Annotated in this window: 21 protein-coding genes, 1 pseudogene and 1 riboswitch; of the genes and pseudogenes, 6 read left to right on the top strand and 16 right to left on the bottom strand. The window is 48.4% G+C overall.

Annotated elements, in window-relative coordinates; all coding sequences use genetic code 11:
• Nucleotides 1-56: 56 nt before the first annotated feature.
• Nucleotides 57-1676 carry a long-chain fatty acid--CoA ligase gene (locus GI364_RS05245; RefSeq protein ID WP_198853860.1) on the bottom strand — a complete coding sequence of 540 codons (1620 nt, stop codon included), beginning with the start codon at nucleotides 1674-1676 and terminating at the stop codon, nucleotides 57-59.
• A 162-nt stretch (nucleotides 1677-1838) separates the two neighbouring features.
• Complete coding sequence (locus GI364_RS05240; protein WP_198852639.1) at nucleotides 1839-2360, bottom strand: PadR family transcriptional regulator; 522 nt, start codon at nucleotides 2358-2360, stop codon at nucleotides 1839-1841.
• Between the two features lie 235 nt (nucleotides 2361-2595).
• Between GI364_RS05240 and GI364_RS05235 the strand changes: the two genes are divergently transcribed.
• Both GI364_RS05235 and GI364_RS05230 read left to right on the top strand, forming a co-directional pair.
• Complete coding sequence (locus GI364_RS05235; protein WP_198852638.1) at nucleotides 2596-2886, top strand: antibiotic biosynthesis monooxygenase family protein; 291 nt, start codon at nucleotides 2596-2598, stop codon at nucleotides 2884-2886.
• A 469-nt stretch (nucleotides 2887-3355) separates the two neighbouring features.
• A complete protein-coding gene (locus GI364_RS05230; RefSeq protein WP_198852637.1) occupies nucleotides 3356-5176 on the top strand; it encodes an ABC-F family ATP-binding cassette domain-containing protein in 1821 nt (606 codons plus the stop codon).
• Nucleotides 5177-5322: 146 nt separating this feature from the next.
• Here GI364_RS05230 and GI364_RS05225 read toward each other — a convergent pair whose 3' ends face one another.
• The gene (locus GI364_RS05225; RefSeq protein WP_198852636.1) at nucleotides 5323-6249 is read right to left on the bottom strand and encodes an oxidoreductase; all 927 of its coding nucleotides are present in this window, start codon (nucleotides 6247-6249) and stop codon (nucleotides 5323-5325) included.
• A gap of 251 nt (nucleotides 6250-6500) precedes the next feature.
• Between GI364_RS05225 and GI364_RS05220 the strand changes: the two genes are divergently transcribed.
• Nucleotides 6501-7472 carry an FAD:protein FMN transferase gene (locus GI364_RS05220; protein WP_198852635.1) on the top strand — a complete coding sequence of 324 codons (972 nt, stop codon included), beginning with the start codon at nucleotides 6501-6503 and terminating at the stop codon, nucleotides 7470-7472.
• A gap of 57 nt (nucleotides 7473-7529) precedes the next feature.
• Here GI364_RS05220 and GI364_RS05215 read toward each other — a convergent pair whose 3' ends face one another.
• From GI364_RS05215 to aspD, 4 genes are all read right to left on the bottom strand, one after another.
• Nucleotides 7530-7943 carry a hypothetical protein gene (locus GI364_RS05215; RefSeq protein ID WP_198852634.1) on the bottom strand — a complete coding sequence of 138 codons (414 nt, stop codon included), beginning with the start codon at nucleotides 7941-7943 and terminating at the stop codon, nucleotides 7530-7532.
• Nucleotides 7936-8397 (bottom strand): hypothetical protein, encoded by a 462-nt coding sequence (locus GI364_RS05210; protein WP_198852633.1) that lies wholly within the window; start codon nucleotides 8395-8397, stop codon nucleotides 7936-7938. The genes GI364_RS05215 and GI364_RS05210 overlap by 8 nt, the downstream gene beginning before the upstream one ends.
• Complete coding sequence (locus GI364_RS05205; protein ID WP_198852632.1) at nucleotides 8394-9167, bottom strand: hypothetical protein; 774 nt, start codon at nucleotides 9165-9167, stop codon at nucleotides 8394-8396. Before GI364_RS05205 ends, GI364_RS05210 begins: the two co-directional genes overlap by 4 nt.
• A gap of 108 nt (nucleotides 9168-9275) precedes the next feature.
• Nucleotides 9276-9361: riboswitch (cyclic di-GMP riboswitch) on the bottom strand.
• Between the two features lie 199 nt (nucleotides 9362-9560).
• Nucleotides 9561-11207 (bottom strand): aspartate 4-decarboxylase, encoded by a 1647-nt coding sequence (gene aspD / locus GI364_RS05200; RefSeq protein WP_198852631.1) that lies wholly within the window; start codon nucleotides 11205-11207, stop codon nucleotides 9561-9563.
• Nucleotides 11208-11506: 299 nt separating this feature from the next.
• On the opposite strand from aspD, the gene GI364_RS05195 reads away from it, so the two are divergent.
• Nucleotides 11507-12310, top strand: a complete 804-nt coding sequence (locus GI364_RS05195; protein ID WP_198852630.1) for a cytochrome c oxidase assembly protein — start codon at nucleotides 11507-11509, stop codon at nucleotides 12308-12310.
• A gap of 33 nt (nucleotides 12311-12343) precedes the next feature.
• Here the strand turns inward: GI364_RS05195 and GI364_RS05190 are convergent, their stop codons facing one another.
• The gene (locus tag GI364_RS05190) at nucleotides 12344-13591 is read right to left on the bottom strand and encodes an MFS transporter (RefSeq protein ID WP_198852629.1); all 1248 of its coding nucleotides are present in this window, start codon (nucleotides 13589-13591) and stop codon (nucleotides 12344-12346) included.
• A 71-nt stretch (nucleotides 13592-13662) separates the two neighbouring features.
• Nucleotides 13663-13857: pseudogene (locus GI364_RS05185) on the bottom strand (glutaredoxin family protein); the annotation flags it as partial.
• Between the two features lie 143 nt (nucleotides 13858-14000).
• On the opposite strand from GI364_RS05185, the gene GI364_RS05180 reads away from it, so the two are divergent.
• The gene (locus GI364_RS05180; RefSeq protein ID WP_198852628.1) at nucleotides 14001-15137 is read left to right on the top strand and encodes an MBL fold metallo-hydrolase; all 1137 of its coding nucleotides are present in this window, start codon (nucleotides 14001-14003) and stop codon (nucleotides 15135-15137) included.
• A 242-nt stretch (nucleotides 15138-15379) separates the two neighbouring features.
• Here the strand turns inward: GI364_RS05180 and GI364_RS05175 are convergent, their stop codons facing one another.
• The 3 genes from GI364_RS05175 to GI364_RS05165 all read right to left on the bottom strand — a co-directional run bounded on the left by GI364_RS05175 (nucleotide 15380) and on the right by GI364_RS05165 (nucleotide 17490).
• Complete coding sequence (locus tag GI364_RS05175; protein WP_255524677.1) at nucleotides 15380-16006, bottom strand: FAD-dependent oxidoreductase; 627 nt, start codon at nucleotides 16004-16006, stop codon at nucleotides 15380-15382.
• Nucleotides 16007-16119: 113 nt separating this feature from the next.
• Entirely contained in the window at nucleotides 16120-16413 is a 294-nt protein-coding gene (locus GI364_RS05170) for a rhodanese-like domain-containing protein (protein ID WP_198852626.1), read from the bottom strand.
• A 261-nt stretch (nucleotides 16414-16674) separates the two neighbouring features.
• Nucleotides 16675-17490: a LysM peptidoglycan-binding domain-containing protein gene (locus tag GI364_RS05165; RefSeq protein ID WP_198852625.1), complete on the bottom strand. Its 816-nt coding sequence runs from the start codon at nucleotides 17488-17490 to the stop codon at nucleotides 16675-16677.
• Nucleotides 17491-17660: 170 nt separating this feature from the next.
• Here GI364_RS05165 and GI364_RS05160 point away from each other — a divergent pair, with 170 nt between their 5' ends.
• The gene (locus tag GI364_RS05160; RefSeq protein ID WP_198852624.1) at nucleotides 17661-19142 is read left to right on the top strand and encodes an MFS transporter; all 1482 of its coding nucleotides are present in this window, start codon (nucleotides 17661-17663) and stop codon (nucleotides 19140-19142) included.
• Between the two features lie 17 nt (nucleotides 19143-19159).
• Here the strand turns inward: GI364_RS05160 and fni are convergent, their stop codons facing one another.
• The 4 genes from fni to GI364_RS05145 form a co-directional block, all read right to left on the bottom strand.
• Nucleotides 19160-20188 (bottom strand): type 2 isopentenyl-diphosphate Delta-isomerase, encoded by a 1029-nt coding sequence (gene fni, locus GI364_RS05155; protein WP_198852623.1) that lies wholly within the window; start codon nucleotides 20186-20188, stop codon nucleotides 19160-19162.
• 86 nt (nucleotides 20189-20274) lie between these two features.
• Nucleotides 20275-20397, bottom strand: coding sequence for a hypothetical protein (locus tag GI364_RS25090; RefSeq protein ID WP_255524597.1), 123 nt, complete (start codon nucleotides 20395-20397; stop codon nucleotides 20275-20277).
• Between the two features lie 98 nt (nucleotides 20398-20495).
• Nucleotides 20496-22748, bottom strand: a complete 2253-nt coding sequence (locus tag GI364_RS05150; protein WP_198852622.1) for a protease pro-enzyme activation domain-containing protein — start codon at nucleotides 22746-22748, stop codon at nucleotides 20496-20498.
• Nucleotides 22749-22832: 84 nt separating this feature from the next.
• Nucleotides 22833-24005 (bottom strand): S53 family peptidase, encoded by a 1173-nt coding sequence (locus tag GI364_RS05145; RefSeq protein WP_233096019.1) that lies wholly within the window; start codon nucleotides 24003-24005, stop codon nucleotides 22833-22835.
• Nucleotides 24006-24039: the final 34 nt, after the last annotated feature.

Raw genomic sequence — 24039 nt, 5'->3', positions numbered from 1 at the left:
TGCGACATCTATCCTCAGCCCGGTTCCTCAGCCTGTTTTCGCGGGCAAAGCTTCATCTACGCCTTCCCTGCCGGGTCCCAGTTCCAATTCCAGTCGTGGTAATCCGCTCGCAGTTTGGATTTTAAAAATTTCCCAGCAGATGTTCTCGGTATCTCATCAATAAATACGAACGCCTCTGGGACCCACCACTTTGGTACTGTCCTAGTTAAATACTCCTTCAATTCTTCTTCGGATACTGTTTGCCCTTGTTTTACGACGACCGCTGCAACAGGTCGCTCCTGCCACTTTGGGTGGGGAATTGCAAATACGGCAGCCTCGGCCACACCTGGATGCCCCATCAAGGTGTTTTCCAGATCCAAAGAACTAATCCACTCCCCCCCAGACTTGATGAGGTCCTTCGTCCGATCCGTTATCTTCATGTACCCGTACTCATCAATAGTAGCAACGTCGCCTGTACGGAACCAACCGTCTTCCGTAAAGCTTGCGGCCGTATCCGGTCGATTGTAGTAGTCCCTGGCAACCCACGGTCCTCGGACTTGCAGTTCTCCCATTGTCTGTCCATCCCGTGGAACAATTCCGTCTTCATTGACAATCCGCATATCAATAAAAGGTACACGCGAGCCTTGCTTCGCGCGAATCCGATAAACATCGTTTGCGTCCCATTCATCCATCAAAGCAAGGGGCTGGCTCACCGTCGCAAGCGGTGTGGTTTCTGTCATGCCCCAAGCGTGAATGACCTTCAGACCAAACTTGTCAAAGGTACGAATTAAACCTTCCGGCGCTGCTGACCCCCCGACTGCCATCCTTATATTTTTTAAAAGCCAGCCTTCTCGATTTTGCTCCAGCGCCTGGGCTATTCCCAGCCAAATGGTAGGAACTCCGGCAGCAAAAGTCACGTTCTCAGCCGCAAATAGATTGAGCAAACTTTGTGCATCGAGATGAGGCCCCGGAAACACCTGTTTGGCACCCACCAGAACGGATGCAAAAGGTACTCCCCAAGCATTTGCGTGAAACATCGGGACCACTGGACACACAGCGTCTCTTTCTCCGATGGCAAGTGTATCCACCAGCGCTGCCGCAAGCGAATGAAGGACTAAGGAACGATGTGAATAGACCACACCCTTCGGACGACCCGTTGTACCAGATGTATAACACATTCCTGCAGGTTCATTTTCATTGAGTTCAGGGAACTGAAACTCTCCCGCTGCCGTAGCCAAAAACATTTCATAGTCTTCATAGCGAGTGGGGATAGGGTGCTGTGATAAGGGCACCACAAAAATGCGTTCAAAAGAGACTTTGTCGATGAATTTCTCTAGGAGGGGGACAAGTACGTCATCTACAATCAAGAAGCGATCGGAGGCGTGATTTGCAATGTATGCGATTTCATCCGGATGAAGCCTAATATTTAACGTATGGTACACTCCGCCTGCTGCCGGAATACCGAAATAGGCTTCGAGGTGAGCATAGTGGTTCCACATCAAAGTTGCTACTCTGTCTCCTCGCTGCAAACCAGCCTGTTGCAAGGCTTCCGCCAACTGAATAGAACGGCTGTAAAACTCTCGATATGAATATCTATGCAAGGCCTTTTCGGGTGTCTGTGATACAATCTCAGATTTTGCGAACAAGTCTCCTGCTCGTTCTAAGATATGATTTAAGGTCAAGGGAAACTCCATCATTGTGGACTCAAACACATCAAGCCCTCCTTTAGTATTGTGTTCTAACATTATTATACTAATATTCAGTTAAATGTGGGTACTCCTGTCCAAAATTTGATGTGAGACTGATCTGCAAAAAGACATAACGTATCCTCCCGAAACGATACAGGACCCATGCCCTTTTTAGCGTTGTGCGGACCCAATTCGATTTCTCACGGATTTGAGCCAGTCCAATTCAGCTTTCACCAGCATCAGACGGTGCTCTACTGCTAAGTCGACGCCAACGCCAAATCCATGTCTTGGTGCATTTTCATACATCTCTGTCCAATACTGCAGTTTTTCGATGCGAGTCTTCACCGCGGCGAGAGCCTCTTCCTGAGACAAAGCATCCAAAAACATCAGGCCAATATCGTAAGGAGAAGACAAACCTTCAGCTTCCGTCAAATTCTCCCTAAGCAACTCATAAAATTGTGCCTCCCCCTGAGGCGTGATGGCGTAGACTTTGCGCGGTGGTCTATTTCCCTCCTGCTCCACAGTCACATCTACATAGCCGGCGGCACTAAGCCTATCCAAAATGGAATACGCAGTAGAACGTTTAATGTCAATAACGCGAGACAGATTTTGCTCAATAAATTCATTAATTTGATAGCCGTGCTGGCTTTGCGTTCTCAGCATACCCAACAACAGCAGGCTCCGTTCATCCATGATTCTTCCCCCAAATTAAAGTCAACATGCTATCGGAACGAGTCGAGTCCGTTTCGGAATCTCAGCAGGTCGACCTCAGTTATCCATGTCAATTATGGTCCGTCTCAGCAATTAGTCGAATTTGACTACTCATCATCGAGTACATTATACTGAAAACTGTCAAGGATGTTTCAACATTATAGGATTGTCAATTCAATTGTAACATAACCACAAATACCAGGAGGTTGATCGAACCATGTTTATTGCCGCAAACCGGATTGAAGTCTCAGAAGAAGAACAACAAAAGATGCAGCAAGGTTTCGCACATAATGCACCTAATTTGAAGGAATTTGACGGCTTTCTTGGTTTCGAACTCTGGACGGAAGAAGACGGAGCACTCCTTGCAGTATCGCGTTGGGAATCCAAAGAGGCTTTCGAAGGCTACATTCACAGTGACATGTTTAAACAACATCACGGTGGTGAAAGCGGACAGAAAATGCAGCCTCGTGCAAAGGTGACTTACTATACAGGAAAAGTAATTTCGTAGCCCCTCTATCTCAAATCTGCTGTCAAACTATGGTATACTTGATGATGTAAAATGACAGACAGTCAATGAATCGAGAAAGGTGGTATCCAGTTATCGTCATGGATTATTCGTTTGTACTCTAAGACCTGCTCTTATAAGGTTTGGATGCAGACGCTGCACGCAGCAGCAAGCATCGGTGAGTTCTTGCAGGAAGACCGTGTACGTTTGGATGTACACTTGCCTTTCCGTTTGACAAGGCTCTCTTGTGCTTGAATGATTCATGGAGAAACAAGCTGGGTACTTTTCAGGATGGAACTTGATTGATACGGCTGTCGCTATTGCTGCTGTATAGGTCCGGATTCTTTCGCTAGAAAACCTCAATGTTTCTCATCTGCCGTGGGCATTCTGCACCACGGCCTTTTTGTTGCAGGTCACGCGTCGTACACCACATCTATTTAAGCCGTGAACTGAATACAAGGAGGTCAAATATATGCAGGTACTGTCCGTAAACGGTGTAACCAAATCTTTTGGTGATAAAGAAGTCATTGCAAAAGCAACATTTACCATTCAGCACGGAAGTCGTACCGGACTCATCGGTGCAAACGGGTCTGGGAAATCAACTCTTATGAAAATTATGTCGGGCCTCGATGGACCAAGTGACGGTTATGTGAGGCGTGCCTCCAACGTGACTTTTGCTTATCTGCCGCAAACGATACAATTCTCGGACAGACATACGGTCGGTAGTTGGCTTGAAGAAGCCCAGCATCAGTTGCGAGCCATTCAACTTCACCTGGAACAATTGACGAAACAAATGGGTCTCTGTAAGGAACAGCAATCCCTAAACCGCATTATGGAAGAATACGGTGAATTGGCCGAACGGTTTGAAGCTTGCGGAGGATATGAGTTGGATTACAGAATTCAAGCAGTGCTTCATGGACTGGGACTGTCGTACCTCACTAAAAATCAACGAGTTAGTGCATTGTCTGGAGGAGAAAAGACTCGTCTGGGGCTCGCTGCTACTTTGATTCAGAATCCCGACGTACTGCTCCTCGACGAGCCAACGAACCACTTAGACTCCGCAGCGATAAATTGGTTGGAAGACTATCTCAATACATTTAAAGGGGCCCTAGTGGTAGTCTCTCACGACAGGACCTTTCTTGATAAAACAGTTACTAAAATTCTGGAGGTTAACGAATTTGACCACCAGGTACGCGAATACAGCGGAAACTACACCTTGTACATTCAGGAAAAACATGACGCACGCCGGCAATGGGAACAACGCTATGCACGCGAGCGGTTAAAAATACAGGAACTGCGCCTGCGCATATACGAATCAGCCAGACAAGTCGGGCACAACCGGCCTCCGAAAGACGGAAACAAAATGGCGTATTTTGGACACGGTCAAAAGGTTCAGCGCGCAGTCTCCAGTCGCGTTCGAGCAGCCGAAGTGGAACTGGAAAAGATTTTGGAAAATCCAACTCCCAGGCCGCCTGACCCCATGAAATTTGCTGCGTCGCTGCAGGCAGAGCAAGTGCACCGCCCTACGGTCGTCACGATTGCCCACGTCAATGTTACTAAGAGCGACGGTGCTGCAATCCTAAAAGATGTAAGCCTTACTCTGGGAAAACATCAGCATGTCCTTCTGACAGGCCCCAACGGTGCTGGTAAGACAACCCTTTTGAATATCATTGCAAACGCTGCAGCAGGAGGGTTCATGTATGAGACGGGCGGCTTGCAGATAACGGGTGAAGTCTTCGTCCCCCGGCACATTCACGCCGCATACATCCAACAAGAGTTTCAACCCCAGATCAAACACAGTTCCGAAGCCAACCCGGTCAGTGACAGACCTGCATCCGGAAACGAGGGCAATCAGTCGGATTTCTCTTTGTTAGACATATTTCGCCAATTATTGCCCGGGCAACGAGACGACCATGTCTCCAAACTTCTATCGTATCAGCTGTTCCAGTACAAGGACTTTCATTTGCCTGTCACATCTCTGAGTCCAGGGCAGCTCCGCAAACTAATGATTGCAAAGCTAATGGCAAAGGAGGCGAATCTACTCTTGATTGACGAACCCACAAACCACGTCAGTTTTGATATTCTCGAGGAGTTCGAGCGGGCATTAAATCAGTTTCCCGGACCTGTGGTTGCCGTTTCACACGACAGATGGTTCATTCAGCACTTTCAAGGCAGTGTTTGGACTTTAAATCACGGTATACTCACAACCAGCGTTGCTGATGGCATGAGCACTGAAGCTGAAAACAAAATGAGAGATGAAATTCAGGAATTAGGCCAGTATCAAGTCGACTAACGGACGACTGTCAGCATCCAGCTTGAAATGGTTGCGAAAGAAGCGCTGTTCAACAGTTTCTGTTGGCAGCGCTCCCCTCCTCCGTTTTTACTGCCTCTTGTGAGGAAATCATCATTCCACCAATGGTCTCTGCTCATTGGTCCATTTCACTCAAAGCTGTAGTGCACACCTGTTAAGTCCTCTGATACTCTCCATAGTTTCTGCGCCAACTCAGTATCATAGGAGCGGTCATTTGACTTTACGATGCCCGGATAGCCCTTCATGCCACTTTTTCCAACAGGTCCAATGTATTCGCCGCCGCGGAGGTTTTCATTGACCGCTGCGTACACAGTAGGCAAAGCCCCCATATAGGCACTTTGTGCAAATAGATTGGCAAAAGCCGCCAAACCGCGCCCGAACACCCCCATGTTCATACCAACCCCTGCAGCGGTTAGATTGGTCGCAGCAAAGCCTGGGTGACAAGCCACACTGATGACAGGCCACCCGGCCGCAGTCAGGCGCCTTTGCAACTCGTAGGCGAACAGAAGGTTTGCAAGTTTGCTCTGACCATAGAAGCGCCAGCGACTATACCCCTTTGCTGCATCCAAATTCTCAAAGTCGATTTGTCCCTGTACATGTGCCATGCTGCTTACTGATACCACGCGTCCACCTTCCTGTTTCAAGAAGGGCAAGAGCTGATGTGTTAGCACAAAATGACCAAGGTGGTTCGTTCCAAACTGAAGTTCAAATCCATCCGTCGTCTTTTTGAGCGGCGGCGCCATGACGCCCGCATTATTGACCAGTACATCCAACTTTACAAACCCTGCCTGATTCAGTTGTTCAGGAAACGCCCGGATACTGGCGAGATCGGCTAAATCGAGAGTCAGCGCCTTCACCCTCGCCGTTTGGTGCATCTGCTGAATTTTATCAGCAGCTTCCATTCCCTTTTTCAAATTCCGTACAGCTAACACAACGGTTGCGCCGTTCCCCGCCAATGCTTTTGCGGACTCAAACCCAATCCCGCTGTTCGCACCTGTAACCACAACGACCTTGCCGGACATTTGCGGCATGTTGGAAACGTCCCACTTCTCCATGGAAACACCCTCTCAGCTCTATGTACTGACTTAAGCATAGCAGAAAGCCAAGCCCGGTAAAGAACCAAGCTTGACTGGTGGCCTTTAATCTTTTTCATAGGGACCTCCCTTGGGGGCCCTCGTGTAAGAATCAACTGGCGCTGCGGCAATACCTGCCGGTTGACTGCCTGACTGAAAACCTGCATCCTATGTCGTGCAAAACTGTTTTATAATAGATTCAAATGTAGGATGGTTAGAAAGGAACAGCGTGAATGACAACATTTCAACGGAGCTATGACGCCATGGGATCCCGGTTTTCAGTGCGCCTGGACTTGTGGCCGAATTCTGATTCTTCCACCCCTATCAACAGTGGCGAGACAGAAGCGCTACTCACACAATTAGAAGAAAAAACAGAACAACTGGAGCAATCTCTATCACGCTTTCGCCAAGACAGCGAATTGATGACCCTGATAAATAGCATGGACCAGTGGACAACGCCCTCTCCTCATATGGAGGAGGTGCTAAAGATAGCAGAAGCAGCCATGGATTTGACAGCATGCGCTTTTGACCCGCGTATTTTGCCTCGCTTAGAAGAAATTGGCTACGCCGGCGCTGCCTTTAACAACAGCTTCCATCAATCAGAACCCTCATCCTGTGACCCCGCCAAGGTATTCCACAGAAATGAGCACGGCGAAATTAAGCTAGTTACCCCGATAGACCTTGGCGGCATTGGCAAAGGCTACACCGCAGACTGTTTGGCCGAGATGATTGAATCCGCCGTCAGCCCGTTCAACCTGGCAGGATATATCATTGATGCAGGCGGCGATCTCGTTGTGTCCGGCTGTCAGCACTCCGGCGACCCATGGAACATCGGTATTGAAAATCCACTTAATCCGTCTACCCTTTCAGCGGTCGCTTCACCTGTTGGAAACTATGGCCAAAAGACGGCGCTGTGCACCAGTTCCCTCTGGCGCAATGCATGGGTCCACGAAGGTAAGAAAGTCCATCACCTAATCGATCCTGCTACAGGCAGTCCTGTAGAAACCCAGCTCTACTCAGTTACGGCCCTGGCAGATTCAGCAGCCACAGCCGAAGTCGTGACTAAATATATTCTGCTTCGCGGATTTAGAGATGCCCCCTTGTGGCGGGATTACACGCCTCGCTGTTTGTGGATTACAAAAACGGGCAATATCCACATGAATGCAGACATGGAGCCTTTCATTGTTTGGCTTGCGACAGACTGACGCCAAAGCGTCATTTTGAAGACCATTCACGTCTGAAGTTCCGCGAGACCCGTTCTGCTACGCGCCTGACGCTTTTGTCGTGGCCTGTACTGGCGGAGGATTGGAAACGGTTACTGAAGGCGTCGGAACGGATACCTTGGCAGCCGCGTGTTGTGCATTCGACACATGAACAGCAGCTACCTGGATTCCACTCTTGAGTTTGTCAATTTGACTTCTCGCATCAGCCATCTTGGCTTCGATTTGGAGTTTTTTAGCGTGCTCTTTCGTCAGTGCCAAATGTAACTGGACCAAGGCAACTTGTTGTTTCTTCAACTCCGTCTCAAGTAATTGGTACTGTTCCTTTTCAGCACGAATCAGAGCCGCGTCATGGTTCGACTTCCGTGTATTTGCTTCAATGGAGTGCAGCAAAATCCCATATATACCGAGACTTGCAAGTACGCTAAGTGCCGCTTTTTGCCAAGGTTTAATCATCGTGTCCGCCACCACCATCATCGTCAGATTTCCCTGAAGCCCGAGTTACACTCTGGACTTTCGGCGGGCTAACTCGCTGGGCTAACTGACGCGCCTGCGCTGCAGAACGTGCCAAGGCGAGTTGCTGTGCCTGCTTGGCTGCGACCTGCTTGGCCGTCAACTGCTGTTGCAGAGACACTGCCTGTTTTTGCAATTTCTCAAGTGAGACACTAGCGTCTTTATCACTCTGCTGAGCCTGCTTGACCTCACTCGTGAGCTGTTTTATCTGTTTTTGGAGATCGGCTGTTTGTTGCTTCACTGCTGCGTTTAGCGACACATAATCCTGATTTGTCAGAGTCGCAGCACCCGGAGATTTAGGAATTAATCTGTGAAGCGGCTGTGCCTCAGCGTATCCAGTCACTGCAAAGCCAAGAGTGGCTGCGGCTAATAGTGCGCGTTTCCATGCTGGTTTCATATAGACCCTCCTTTCGGATTAGAAATTGTAGAACTGGCTAAATCAGGAGCATGGCTCGGAGTGCCTGTGCTCTCTGGAACCGGCTGCGGCGTTTGATTGGCTCGACGCCTTTGATTGTTGACCCAATGGCGCCAGTAAAAGGTGACAACCACAACCCCTGCAGATATCCAATACATCATCTGTAAGCGCACAGTATCTGTTCCGCCAAAAACCCCATGTGCAAAAACCAGTCCCCATACAAGCCAAGACATTCTGTGCAATGGTAACCACATTTTTGTGACTCTCCTCAATCCCAGACTTATCATGATGATAAGGAGACCGTAGACTGCAACCGCCCCTGCTACCATGGCCAAAGGATAATAGCGGGCGTGAATCGGAAACCATACCTGCTGCAATGTAACACCTGACTTCGGGTCAGACAGAGTGAAGAATAAGTGCAAACCAATGAGGATGAACAAAGCTGCCATCAACGACTGGTGCCATGACAAAAGGTGCACAGTCCAGCGCCACGTGTCTTTGTTTCTTGGATGGCTCAAGAGCAACCCAAGCACAACGATTAAGGTAAGAACCACGAAAGCCGCCACGGCAGCAGCGCGGCTTATCAGCCAGAAGGTCTCCCCGTGAACCCATTTGTCACTTTGAAGGCTGTAAAGACTTATCATAGAAATCAGAGGAATGGCAATTGCAATAACAATAATATTAGTAGCCAGCGGCGAGGCCTCAGTATCCTTCTTTGACTTGCGTTTTGGTTTGTTTGGTGGACGTGCCATATCGACCCTCCTTTTCAGTGGATTTTTACAAAATTTACTTCATAAACAAATCATGGAAAACACTGCAAATACAAAATAAAATCCGGCCTGAGGCCAGATTTATCACAATAGTGCAACCTGGCAACCCTTGCACAAAGTGCTTTAGGCCCATAGCTTTGCGTCCCTCAGTTTCCTGGGGTTTGCCAACAAATTATGCTTGATGTTGAAAAGCAACCCATGTCTATTTAGGGCCAAAGATGCCCCTTCTGCAACGTCTCCTGTGCATATACGCTCTTATTCTGCAGATGCTGTCGAAATCCTGCCTGCTCTGAGTATTAAGATTCATAAATTCTTGAGCAAGACGACATCGCGAAGCAGTGTGTAAAAGTAACGTGTGAAAGAACTGTGTAATTGTTACTTTTGACGGGAAACTCGCCACTCCTTGACATAGTCCTCAAGAACGCGGTGAAGTTCTCCGCCAATTTCTCGATAAGCCTGGTCCTCCAAATTTGCCAAGGAGACACGGATGGACCACTTTGGCCCATGAAATCCTCCGCCATTTAGCAGCACAATTGACGATTGTTCCGCTAAGCGAAAGAGAATGTCCAGGGGTTCATAATTCTCTTCCAGATGCTGTGCAAAGTCCTTCCCATAGTGATGGCCCGCCCAGTGCTGCAGATCAAACTCTGTGTAGTAGTCTGCATCGTTAGGGATTTTCGGCATGGGCAGTTCCAAACCTTCATAAAGCAGACGCATGCGTCGTTGACAGATATCCATAGTGAGGCGCTTATAAGTGTTTTTCGTGTCAAGAAGTGCAAATGCTGCAAACAAGGTCATTTGAATTTGCTGTGGTGTTGACAATCCGGCTGTGTGGTTCAAGGCAACTTGACGGCTGTCTGCGACGACCCTGTCAATAAATCGAATCGAGGCAGGTTCTTCCGTAATAGATGAATATCGTTGATTTAACATCTGGACTGTCTCTTCCGGGAGCCCTTTCAATAAATCGTCAAACACATTCTCTTTGTGTAAAGCAATCACACCAAGACGCCACCCAGTAACACCAAAGTATTTCGAGAGAGAATACACACACAGCGTATTGTAGGGCAATTCTGCTATCAAGGACCGGTATCCTTCTACAAACGTACTGTATACATCGTCCGAAATAATCATGAGACTGGGATTCGATTCCTTGATAATTGCTTTGAGGGTAGCCACGCTCTGCTTGTTCATAGCCACTGAAGGAGGATTACTGGGATTGACCAGAAACAACGCGTGAATTGACGTGTCCCGCAATTTATTGAGTTCAGACTCTGGATACTGCCATGTATGACGACCCTCTCCATCCGTGCCAAAAGCACGGATCTCTACGACGTCAAAATTGTATCGCCACAGTTTAGGAATCTCAACATAAGGCGGAAATATAGGAACCATGACAGCTACTTTAGCGCCTTTTGCAAGCAGACGATTCTCTTGGAGAGAATCAAATAGATAGCACATTGCTGCTGTTGCTCCCTCGACGGCAAACAAGTCAAACTTCCCCAAAGAAGTGTCATTCCCGCATAATTCCTGAAGTAAAAAATCGTGAACAATGCTCTCAGAGTGTACAAGCATCCTATCGGGCATGGGGTAGTTGTCGCCGATAATACCATCGACGAGTTCATGAATCCATTCGTCGGGCGAAAATCCATTGCGGTCAATGCCATAGTCCACAATGTCCTGAAGGAGTGCCACACCCTCCTCGTGTTGATGGCGGTCTATAAACTCTTTAAAACGCTGAGCAATGCCGTCGCCACTTGGCTTTCCTGCCAAGTCTTGTTGATTCCAGGTTCTCCGGCTCTCCTCAACAGCAAACCTTCCCAATGCGAAGAAAGCTTCTCTTGGCGTTGCTGCAATCCAGTTTGGATTTCCGCGTCCAGCATTCAACATCGCTTTCGCACTCTGTTTTTCGTGCTCTTTGGCTAGTGATATTAGTTTATTTTTGAACTCAAACGGACTGATTTTCTCATATGGTTTTTCTGCCCTTCTACGGTCTTCCAAACTCGATTTCACATCTGTCGTCATGGCACTTCTCCTCTTGCCTGCAGCAAAACAGGACCTCAATGAATGGTGTGTGTCTTTTCTCATTAAATTGGAGTATGTGCGATACAAATCCCCGCTATGCACAAATCTGGAGTAAGTCGAAGTCCCGGTCGTACCACTTCGGCCTCGCCAAAACGATATGGTGTGAATGAATCGGTTGATCGTCTCTGATAAACACTACGGAGGATGCAGATAAGCAGAAATGTCGTTATACTAAATAAAGACATAGAACCTTCAACAAATCTAAATTTACAGTCTTAATTAAACAAGGGGGAAGCGGCGTGCTTAGCGCACTGATCCATGCAAATCCGCGGGACTTATGGCAGCCCACTGTTTTCAGTGTGGCGATTCTCATTCAAATTATATATTTGATTCTTGTACACGGAAGCGTCGCAACCCGCTTGTTTGGAGAGCGACATTTAACTTCGTCCAAGCAAACAGCCTCATTTTTGGCTGGCTGTTGGCTGATGTATTTTTCTTTTGGCGGTCCACTCGATTATTTATCAGATAATTACTTGTTCAGCGCACATATGCTCCAGCATATGCTGGAGATTGTCGTCATGGCGCCGCTGATCCTGAAGGGCCTGCCTTTGCGCGCCTACCATTTCCTGTGGAATTCGCGAAAAACGCGCTGGCTCATTCGGAAGTGGGCCCATCCCCTCGTAGCAGGAGGCGTCTTTAATGTTGTACTATCGCTGTTTCACACACCACCATTGTATGGACTGGCACTCGTCAGTGACCCATTTCATTTCTTTGAACACAGCGTCTTCTTCATTATTGCAGCCTTCATGTGGGCACCTTTGTTAATTGAAAGCCCCCATCTTCCGAGATTGAAACCGGGACAGAGATTGCTGTACTTGCTCTACAACTACAACCTCATGATGCCGCTTGTCGTACTCTTGTTTATTGCCAAACACCCCTGGTATCCTTTTTACGTTCATGCCCCGAGAATGATTGCTTGGCTGTCACCGCTTGGCGATATGCAGTTGGGAGCACTGATTATGGCCTTTTTCATGGCGGGCGCCTACGGTATTTTTGCTCTGAAAGAGTATTTTGCCCAAGATGAACTGGTGTGGTACGCGTAATCCAGGATCCGTGCTTGGCCGAAACTTGTTTGATCATAACTCAAGCATTTCATTCGAGACCGGTTTACCTAACGGCTTGTTGCGAGTGGCAAGCCAATATATCCCTACGACAACTGTAAAAAGAAGTCCTGCGGTGAGCATGATGTACTTCGGTGCTACCACATTTGCCAACCACCCGTACCCCCAGTTTGCCAATGACATGAGGCCGGCTGCGAGTACGAGATACACACTTGTAACACGACCTCGAACGTGTTCAGCGGTTGCCTCTTGCACGAAAGCTACCGTCAGTGTCATGAACAGTGCTTGAGAGGCACCGACGAGTATAATTGCAACGACAGCCACAGTGTTGCTGCTGCTTTCACCAAGGAAAGACAACGACAAGCCACTCAGAACTGCGCTTGTCCAAAACAGTTTCATGCGCAGTGCGTGGCTCTTAACTCCAGCTAAAAATAAAGTACCAAAAATAGACCCTAGACCTACCATGCTCATTAAAACACCATAGAAACTCGATTTCGCTCCCAATCCTTGTTGAACGTACTTCGGCAACATTCCCAAGAATGCCATTGTCAAAGAGCAGTGCAGCCCGACCAGCACAATTATCCCAAAGATATATCGGTTCCTGTGAATATAACGAAAGCCGTTCCCCAGGGAGGCGAAAAACCCCTCTGAGACTTTCCGCTCCACCGTATTTGGAACTGACAGGAAAAGAGCAAAGACAATGGCGACAACATAAGTCGCTGCTCCGAAAAGATATACCGATTCCGGGCCAAAGGCCGCTAGAAGAGGGGCTGCCAAAAATGGGCCCACGAATTCTGTCCCGCGCTGCCCAACGGCCTGCAACGAATAGGCATTATACAAGACATCCTTGGGGACAAGCGTTGGCACTATAGCGTTAATGGACACACCCATTGTGCTTGTCGCCAATCCAAACAGAAGGGCCATAACAATCATGCCGCCAGAGTTCATGAGGTGTGCAGCCGTGAATCCGGCTAGCAACAACAGTACCGTAAGTGCAATCCCAACAGCAATAAAGATGAGACGTCGCCGCTCAATCTTGTCTGCGAGTACACCGACCACCGGGGCTCCAATGATATTCGGAAACATGGATGCAAACATGAGCGCCCCAGACCAAAAGGAGGAGTGTGTAAGATTATACACCTGCCATGTAACCGCCAGCGTAAAGACCCATTTCCCCGTGTTGGTCAGCGCTACGACAAGCCATAACCACAAATAGTTTCGATAGCGAAACGAGTGTAATAACTCGGACATTCGATTCTGCAATGTTCTCCCCTCGACTTGTCTATAACTCGAGCAAAGTGTGCCCTGTCGCGTAAACTTGTTTCGAAAACAATTTAGTACCCAATATAGTCCGCGGCCGCTTGAAACTCGGCAAAGTTGTAACCGACCACCACCCTGTCTCCAAATACGGTTACAGGTATTGCCATGACACTTGTCAACTGTTCAAATTCTTTGCGGTGTGCCTTATTAAACAAGATGTTTCTCTCTTCAAATAAAATTCCTTTCTCCGAAAGGAACCGCCTAGCGCGTTTGCACTGGGGTCAGAGCGGTATAACGTACATAATAACAGGTTTTTTCATGGAATCTCCTCCAAACAATTTTGTTCACCCCTTGCAATTATACCCCATGGGGTATAAAATGTGTGTACCTTAATCAAAGGAGTGGTCAATCAATGGTAGTTTCTATCACCCCACAGGAACTTCATGAACGATTGGAGAAAAACCCTACCGTCATTTTGGATGTTCGTGGAGTGGCAGCCTTTGATGAGTGGCATGTTAAGCATCAAAATGCAGAGATGCTCAACATTCAGACCTCAAAGCTGAAGGAAAATGGACCTGAAGCTTATCCGCAAATCCCTACCGATAAAGAAGTAGCGGTCATTTGTGCCAAAGGCAATGCCAGTAAAGAAGCATCACAGATTCTTGATGAACGTGGATATAAGGTCCTGAATGTCGAAGGCGGCATGCAGGCATGGAGCGAATTTTACTACAATGTGCCTGTGACGAAGTCTAATCAAGATGATTTGGAACTTCTGCAGGTCATTCGTCCAGCCAAAGGTTGCCTGTCCTATATGCTGGTTTCCGGTGACGAAGCGATTGTTGTTGACGCAGGACGTCACGACGACTATTATTCAAAACTTGCAGCAGATAAGGGTGCAAAGGTGCGCCACGTGCTTGACACGCATTGTCATGCGGACCATATATCCGGTGGACCGGTCCTTGCGAACCAAGAGAATGCAGAGTACTGGATTTCTGCTTCTGAGATGCAGGGATCAGACATGGAATTTAACGGCCTTACAGACGGGCAGACATTCAAGTTTGGCAAGGCAACTCTGCAAGTTCTTTCCATTCCTACGCCCGGACACACGCCTGGCAGTGTATCGTTCTTGGTAAACAACAAGTATCTCCTCTCCGGTGACACCGTATTTGTCAGTGGTATTGGCCGACCTGACCTGGGTGGTAAAGCCGAAGAATGGTCAGAACTGCTTTACAAAACCGTTCGTGATAAGTTGAGCACGCTTCCGGATGACGTTGTTATCTTGCCCGCTCACTTTGCTGACCTAAGTGAATTTACCAGTGAAGGCTACGTAGGCAGCGTTTTCTCTGACATTCGTTCATCCAACGAGTTTTTCCAAGACATGTCTGAAGCAGATTTTACAGACAAAATGGTTCAAAGGGCAGGTCAGACGCCGCCAAACTACACAACCATTGTCCAAATTAACCGGGGTGAATATGCACCAACCGAAACAGAGCGCTCAGAATTGGAAGTTGGCCCCAACCGATGCGCTGTGAAACATCTCGCGGGCTAAAGAGCTATCTTGTGCAGGTTGCGGGTCTTCCTACAGGATATCACTTACACTATACCTGAAGGGGTATTTATTTGCCCGATATATAAGAAAACAACCTAAGTTTGATTAGTAAAACTAATAACTGCATAGCAGTTTGTTCAGTATCATTATCAAAAAGGCCGTCCTAATCACAAGTTGACACGGGACGGCCTTTTTGAGTCGTTCAGCGATAAGAGGGGAATACTCCCCTCTTATCCGAGTCTCTAACGATCGTGCCACATATACGCCCTGCCCAAAGCTTCGCTGGCTATTTGAACTCCTACGTAGGTTCCCTGACCGGATGAAACGGCTGTCTGGCTGGGGATGTCAGCCAGTAATCCCGCAATGTACACCCCAGGCTTCGTCGTTCGCCCCTCAAAAGTTATGTTTTTAACCTTTCGAATTTTCTTGCTGGGTACAAACTCGTTCACTTCCAGTCCCAAATCCATGTCTTCAAGCAATGGATATCCGAGATTCACTGCAATAACAACGTAATCTGACGCAAAGGAGAGTTTCTCTCCTGTTTCCAAAGAGTTCGTAAAGACCTGGTAGGGCCTTTGCTTTAAATCAAACGCAGTGGCCTCTAGTTGTCTAATCTCAGCACCTGCATTTTCTGCCTGACTTCGGGCAGTAGCAACCCAATCTTCCCCCGAAATTCCCTTCGGCAATCCTGGAATATTATGCAACTCACTGACTTTCTTGAGTTGCGACATACCCGTATCCAGTACTGTAGTCGACAGGCCAGCCCTACTGGTATACAAGGCGCAACTTAAGCCTGCGACACCTCCGCCAACGACCAAGACATCAGTTTTCCTCATGAGTTCTCCTCTCGCTGCTCCTCGTGCTGTAATCAGAATCTAGTTTAATAACCTTCGCAACTGCTCCAGCCAACAAGAGGAAGGGACGTGTGTCCCCTCCTCTTGACAACACCATATTTTTACTGGAAAGAGCTTACCGGGCTCCACTAGGCACTTAAAGCGGTCAATCCGCCTTGCAGAGATTTTACATTCGTGAAACCACGTTGCTGGAGAATTTGACATGCTTCCTGGCTTCTATTGCCACTTCGACACATGATAATCACTTCTCTTTGCTTGTCAACATCTGGAATCAGGTGTGGCAGCACACCAACGGGAATCAGCACAGAGCCCTCTACGTGCCCGGAGCGATACTCTTCAATTTCCCGGACATCTAACATGAAGATGTCATCTCCACGAAATAGTTTTGACTGAAATTCTGGTGCGGTGATTTCTTGACACATTGAATCTGTTCCTCCTTTAAACAATTTGTCTCTTATACATATACCCCCATACGTATTTCAAAGTCAACCAAGAAAGACTGGAATTTTATTTGAAGAACTACATTAAACTGCAGGACAGTCCATGAAGCAATTTTAAAGTGAAGAATGCTCCACAGCATCGGTTGCCTGCTCACGTACATACAGGGTCCCCCCTGAGGCTGTTTCGGCTTCAGGGGGGACCCTCTCATTCCAAGTATCGTTATTCATAAACCTGCTTGAATCCTACTTTGCAAAGACTAACTGCCCATATTGCGCAACATAGGGCTGCTTTCGGACCCAACTAGCGGCCGGCGTCCCGCTCGGTGTGTAAAACACAAACGCACTAGGTACAATATTGTCGTGATATTTCAATACATCTAAAGCGGCCTGCCTGTCCGTGCTGCCTGGGCTGGAGTAGATGTATCCATTAAGGACGGGTGTGAACTGATAATGTCCGTTCGCGACTTGAAAAATCACGCCTTTGACGCTATTGGGATAATTCGGGCTGTGAACACGATTCATTATCACATCACCCACGGCAATTTTTGCTTTCATAGGTTGCGATCCCGCTTCGGCATGGATGAGATGCGTCATCCAATACAGGTCTGTGGAGCTATAGGATGATGAAGATTGGGAGGTTGTCGATACAAGAGGAGACTGTGTCGTTGTACCCGATGAATGTTGACTCGGTATAATCAACACCTTCCCAATTCTCAAGTTGACGGGGTTGATTCCCTTGTTTGCCGCTTGAAGACTTGTCGGCGTTACCCCATACTGTCGCGAAATTTTCCAAAGCGTATCACCAGACTGTACAGTATACAAACTCGGCAAACGCAAAATCGTACCAATCGCTAAATTGTTTGGACTCACGGAAGGATTTGCTTGTTCAAGAGACTGCACGCTAATATGGTGAGCATGTGCAATCTTCCACAGAGAGTCGCCTGATTGCACACGCACCGTATTTGTTGTCGCAGCAAATGCATTTGGTACTGTCGCCGCGCCAATGGTAATCACTGATGCAGCCGCAGCTATGCTCATTCCTGTTTTCTTGAAGCGCATGTTCTCATTCCTCTCTTTGGTTATGGTTGACACTATATCATGGTTAGGAATGAGGTTCATTGCCAAAAGTCTGGTAAAATAGGTATTTAAATTTCGGTTTGTACAAGCCAAAACATTAAAGCATGAAAAGCAAGTACTAATTTACTGTCATAACGGAGATGTGTTTCAGCATGAGTCATCTAAACCGGCACAACAACCTAAATTCTGTTCGAAACAACCGCAGGGCTTCAAAGAGGTATCCATGGCTAGTCCTGTCTGTAACATCCATTGGTGTCATGCTGACATTGCTGAACGTCGGAACACTGAACGTAGCGCTTCCGGACATTGCCAATCACTTTCATGCTGGATCAACTTCTGCCAGCTGGATACTTCTATCATATATGTTAGCGAATACTATTCTCATTCTCGTATTTGGGCGGATGGCAGATATATTTGGCCGAAAAAAGATGTATTTAGCAGGCTTTATTTTATTTACAGGAGTCAGTCTGCTCATTGGGATTTCTCCAAATGTAGCCGTATTGATTATTCTGCGTATGTTTCAGGCAGCAGGCGGCGCCATGATTATTACGAATACCACAGCACTGTTGACAGACAGCTTTCCCGAACCTTTGTTGAGCCGTGGACTAGGTATTAACGTTCTGGTGAGCTCTGTAGCCCAATTGGTGGGACCGGTTCTCGGCGGCTGGATTGCATTTCAATTGGGGTGGAGATGGGTTTTTTGGTTTAATGTCCCGCTTGGCGTTATAGGCGTAGTCTGGGCGGCATTCACGCTTCATGAAGGTACAAAACCCGAAAAGCGTGAAACCATCGACTGGGTTGGCAGTGGTCTCATATTCATTGTGCTGGCTGGACTCATCCTTGCTCTGTCCGAAGGAGGAGTATTAGGGTGGCTCAGCCCCATTGTCATGTTAGGAGCAGCAGTATTTGTCATCGGCCTCCCGATATTCGTTGTTCAACAACAACACAGTCCTGCTCCTGTTGTCGACCTGCAACTGCTTCGCAGCAGAAATATTTCTCTAAGCTATATTGCTGCACTGTTCAACAACATGGTGCGAACCTCAGTGGTATTGTTAATTGCTCTGTTTTTTGAAAGTACATCTGGTCTGAATCCATTTGCCGCAGGTCTACGCGTCCTTCCCGTCACCATCGGTATGATGCTCATGTCCCCGATTGCCGGCAGTTTAGCAGCTCGTTTTACATACCGTCTGCTGTCCGCTGTTGGCTTAGCTGTGACCATCATTGGATTGGCTTTGCTGGCGGGATTTCTGGGTGGCGGACACGCTCTGTTGCTTTCCCTTGTCGCCATGTTTCTCGTTGGTGCGGGGGCTGGATTGTTCATGACCCCCAACACGACATTTATCATGACCAGCGTGCCAACGGAGAGGCGGGGTATTGCCAACGGACTGAGGTCCATGCTGCAAAATATGGGACAAGTCATCGGAACAGCCTTGTCTCTGGCGCTCGTGACGTCTGGACTGCCAACCCGGTTGAAAAACGCCGTCTATGCTGGGCGCATGGCTCATGTATCCCACACTGATATTCAGTTGTTAACAACGGGTTTTCACTGGGCACTGACGGCGTTACTGGCAGCATCTGTGGCAGGCATTGTAGCAGCCCTGCTGCGCACCAAAGGTCGGCAGTGGGATATTTGAGGTGAAGAAAGGTCACGCTACATACGATGCAGCCTGGTGGTATGCCGAAGTGCGTCAATTGTAGGGACGCCAATACCAAACATGGCAATTCTGCACTGAAGTTCAATGCCTTCAAACAATTGATTTAACCGTTCTTCCGATTCCACCGCTGCTGCCAGGATGGAACGTCCAAATCCTGCCAAGTTTGCACCAAGCGCTAGGGCTTTAGCTGCGTCCAAACCGTTACTTAAACCGCCGCTGGCGATAACGGTACCCGCAGACGGACGCGACACAACGTCCACAATGCAGTTTGCTGTAGGATTCCCCCAGCCTTGAAAGACTTCTGCAGCAGCCTTTTTCACCTCATCGGGATTGCGGTATTTCTCGACCTGTATCCACGATGTGCCGCCTGCTCCTGCAACGTCAACAAAGCTCACGCCTCGTTGAAACAGTTCTTCGGCCAGTAATCCAGTTACACCAAACCCCACATCCTTCACACCGACCGGTACAGAGAGTTCGGTACAAAGCGTTTCGATTTGCGATAAAAGTCCTTTGAAGTCCGTATTTCCTTCAGGTTGAAAAACTTCTTGGAGACTATTCATATGCAGTATCAATCCGTCTGCTTGGGTTAATTCTACGGCTCTCTTGCATTCCTCTACGCCATAGCCGTAATTCAATTGAACAGCGCCAATGTTTGCTAAAATGGGGATACTCGGAGCATATCTTCGAACCTCGTATGTGTCACTTGTATCAGGGCGCTCAATAGCGGAACGGACCGAACCGAGGGCCATAGCCCAACCTCTCCGCTCAGCAACAGAGGCCAGTGTTTTATTTATGTTCTTGGCCCTGTCAGTCCCGCCAACCATTGAACTTATCAGAAAAGGTGTTTGCATCTTTTTCGAAAGAAACTGCGATGCCAGGCTAATCTCGTCAAAACGAATCTCAGGGAGGGACTGATGCTCAAAACGGTAGTCGTCGAAACCTGTTTTGATGCCGCGCCCTGTTACTTCCTTATTAAGTACGATATCAATATGTTCTTCTTTTCTCTTTGAAGTGGAAAAATCCATTATTCATCTCCTAACCCCGGGTCTACTCTGGCGTACGCAAGTCCTCAAACTTTGTACTTGCTGCCTTTATTTTTTCCAAAGCAACATTATCCATAAGTGCGGCCGACGTGCCGAACAAGTGCCTCCGAAACAAAGTGCTGTCCTGTGTTGTGATAAGACGCCATTAAGACTATCTTCCGAATACCCTCATTATAGCCTTGAATGGACACCGATGGGTCCCTCCCGCACGCAGACAACATAACAAAGCCCCCAGCATATCCGAATACCGGGGGCCCGTGATGTACACTTTGTTACAATTTTACTTCATTCAATTAGCTGTCACACTGACGTCATCCACAAAGAAGTCAGTCGGATTACTGGAATCATTTGTCCCGTCAAAATACACTTCAACCGTCTTTCCTGCATACCCGCTAATGTCGAACGACTGGCTCTTCCAGCCAGTAGCTGTAGCATCGCTCTGGGTTTGAATTGTCTTCAGAACATTGCCGTTAGCGTCTCTCAGTTCTACTTTCAGGAAGTCGTAGCTGTGAGTGGTCTCCGTGGTTTGGACATCCGTCCAATAGGACAACGTGACCTTCGTGGCAGAGCTCGGAATGGAAATGGTTTGGTAAATTGAATCGTTAGCATTATTGTACCCTGCCAAGTAAGCTGAATAGCTGCCTGTATGGGGGTTCGTTGTGTCAATCAGCTGATAGCCTCCCGAGCTTGATTCAACCCAAGGACTCGTACCGCTCTCAAAGCCGCCGTTTTGAATCAGTTGAGTCTGGGTTGTACCTCCGCCGGATCCGCCGCCGGTACCTCCCGTGGACGTTCCATTGATGTCACGAATGAGATTGTAGGCGTTCGGGGTTCCAATTCCGGAAGCCATATCGTAGCCAGATGTTGCGGGATAGTACAGGTTGTTCCCCTGTGTGACATCGTGATATGCCGGGTAAGTCTGTGTGGTGTTAAACATTTTGTAGAGGGTTGGATTTGCAAATCCTAAGGCTGACTTACCGTTCTTGGCAGCGTACTGGTTATTCAGAGCAGCCAGTCCAGCCCACAGCGGTGCTGCACAAGATGTCCCTCCGTACACCGTCCACGAACCCTGACTGTAGATGGAGTAGCCTGTGCTTGGATCTGCGTCGGCCGACACATCCGGCACCTCGCGCATCCCGTTGCTGTAACTGTTTTGTACGCCCGGTCCGGTTTGCCAACTCGGTTGACTGTACACCGTAGATAATCCTCCGCCGCCACCCGAATTGTTGGAAGAATTGGACCAGACAGATTCACTGCCATAGCTGCCGTTGGACAGGGTCAAATGCGTTCCGCCGACCCCTGTGACGTAAGGGTCATTGGAGGGGCTGTCCACAGCTAACTGGGAGCCGCCGCCGTCATAAGCCCCATTGTCTCCTGCAGCCGCGAACATGCTCTGACCTTGACTGGCCATCTGTTGAAAAATCGAATTCAAACTGTTCATAGTAGACGTATTACTTGATAACTCAGATTGCCCCCAACTGCTGCTGACTTGCTTTGCAGTGTCTGCGGTAGCAATCTTTTGATAGGTGTCAATGACACCCTGTGTACTGTTCGGCCCCTCATAAACAACAACGTTGGCCTTTGGTGCAATTGCGTTAATCACTTCGATGTCGAGTTCCACTTCGGGTTCTCCCTGGCCTGCAGCACCGCTGTATCCGTCGACGAGTACAGTTGACGGGGATGCGCTGCCCAAATTGTAGTAGCTGTCATATGTTGAAATATTGGACTGATTGTAACCATCCAGTTCGAACAGCGCCACGGTTTGACCCGATCCGTTGATACCAGCGGAAGTCAAGGGGCTCACATTGTAGGCCGATCGGAGTTCAGTTGGCGTGTAACCTCCCGCAGGACCGTTGCCAAGGTGAGGAGTAGTACTGTGATTCAGCATTGAAGCTAGTATGGTGTGATGAATTCCCGGAAGCCCTTTTTTGCTCTGCAGTGGTGTTGCACTGGCGTGATGCCAACTGGCCTTGTCGTTTAGCCCTGAAATTCCAATCACTTGGGCAGCCAGAGAAGTCGGCAGAGTCGGTGAAGTAGCATTCGCATAGAATTTCTTCCCTGAGCTATCCTTGTAATTGTTGATTTTGACGCTAAAAGCTTTCTCCATTTGGCCCACCGTCCCTTGCACTTGCACAAGGGTGCGCTCCTTAGACACGTGGGTGACTGTTAATCCATGGGATTTGGCGTATGCCTTGACCGCTGCAACTGTGGTTTTTGTCGGGCCAAATTCCTGTGCAAACTTTGCCGGTGTAAGAAACTTCTTGTAATCTGCGGATTGGGGGTTGTACTGATTTTGGATGAGCTGTTTGAGCTGTGCCTCATTTCGAAGCTTGAGACTAATCGTAACAGAGATCTTTCTCGACGCATTGGCATGTTTGAGGAACTTGCCGTGCTTCGCCGCGACAGGCGCAGCTCCTGGCAGCCGCATCTTGCCGGAGTGGTTTTGCGCAAGAGCCGTTGGCATTCCCGCCGTCAGCAGAAAACCGGCCAAAATGCTTGTACCTAAACTTAATTTTATTTTTTCTATACCATTTCTTTTCATCAATAGGACCCCGCATTCTAATTTGGAATGTTGTATCGAATCGCGCCTTCCTTAAACGTGTCCAGCCTCACTAGTGATGCCGGCTCAAGGAGCGGCTGTGAGTGCTGGAATCAGATTATTGGCCTGAGGACTGCCGATACCGGTAACGAGATCGTACCCTGGCTGTGCGGAATAGCCGCCGTTATTTCCTTGTGTGATGTCATGGAAGTACTTGTTGTAGCCAGTGCTTCCTGTCGTACCAGCCAAGTTGTAAATCTGGGAGATAGCATCACGGCTGGTCAGAGGTGATGTTCGACCTTGGTCTGCCAAGGCAATCAGGCCGGACCAACTCGGACTTGACACGCTTGTCCCGCCGACAACAAACCAGCCAGACTGTCCTTGATCGCTTGTGCTGTCGTATACTGCCACACCTGTACTCGGGTTGGCATCCCATGCGACGTCAGGAATACCCCTTTGCGATCCCGTCACACTCAACCAATTGTTCTGGTAACTCGGACGAGACTCATAGGTGCTCTGACCGCCGCCAGACCCAGACCAAGCTGTTTCACTGCCATAGCTGCCGCCCGACCCAAGATTCAGTGTCGTACCGCCTGTCCCAAGGACATCAGGAGAAGCTGCCGGCCATTCCGTGCCAGCGCCGCTATCGCCGGAAGAAGCCAGATAGACGACTCCGGTATGCTGAAAATAGGAGTTGTAGCTGGATTCCCCGGAGAACTCGGACCCGCCCCAACTATTGGATACTACCTGTGCGCCGTGTGAAGTTGCGTAGTTGATGGCTGACAGAAGATTGGATGTCGAAGCTGACTTTGCAACGACCAACATGATTTTGGCTCCTGGGGCTATTGCATGTGCCCATTCCACATCCAAGGAAGTTTCAAGCGCCCAGCCACTGTTTGTTTGATGCGGTTTGCCATTTGGATAGGCTATCTGTAGGTTTGCTGAGGACAATCCGAACTGGCTGTCAAACGACGCTAGGTCTTGTTGGATGGTAGGACTGCCATAGGCGTCCACAATAGCAATCGTTTGATTGGCACCTGTTACGGAAAGCTGATTGATGCCATATGCCGTACGAATCTGACTGGGGGTATAACCGCTCTGATACGTGGTCGTAGCATCTCGTTTGATGTGAATCGGGAGCTGTGCCGTCCATTTCGACGGGTGGCCTCCTGCGCGAGACGCGGGAGCATAGCCAACCAAAAACGTTAGTGCAGCAATACCAAATACACCTGCAGAAAGCTTGCGAACCTTGTTCTTCAATCGATACACCTCCAAAATTTTCGGATAATATCGA

It is taken from the genome of Alicyclobacillus sp. SO9 (assembly GCF_016406125.1).
Lineage (GTDB): Bacteria > Bacillota > Bacilli > Alicyclobacillales > Alicyclobacillaceae > SO9.
Note: the sequence above shows the minus strand (reverse complement) of the source record. Positions and strands in the feature narration are given on the sequence as shown.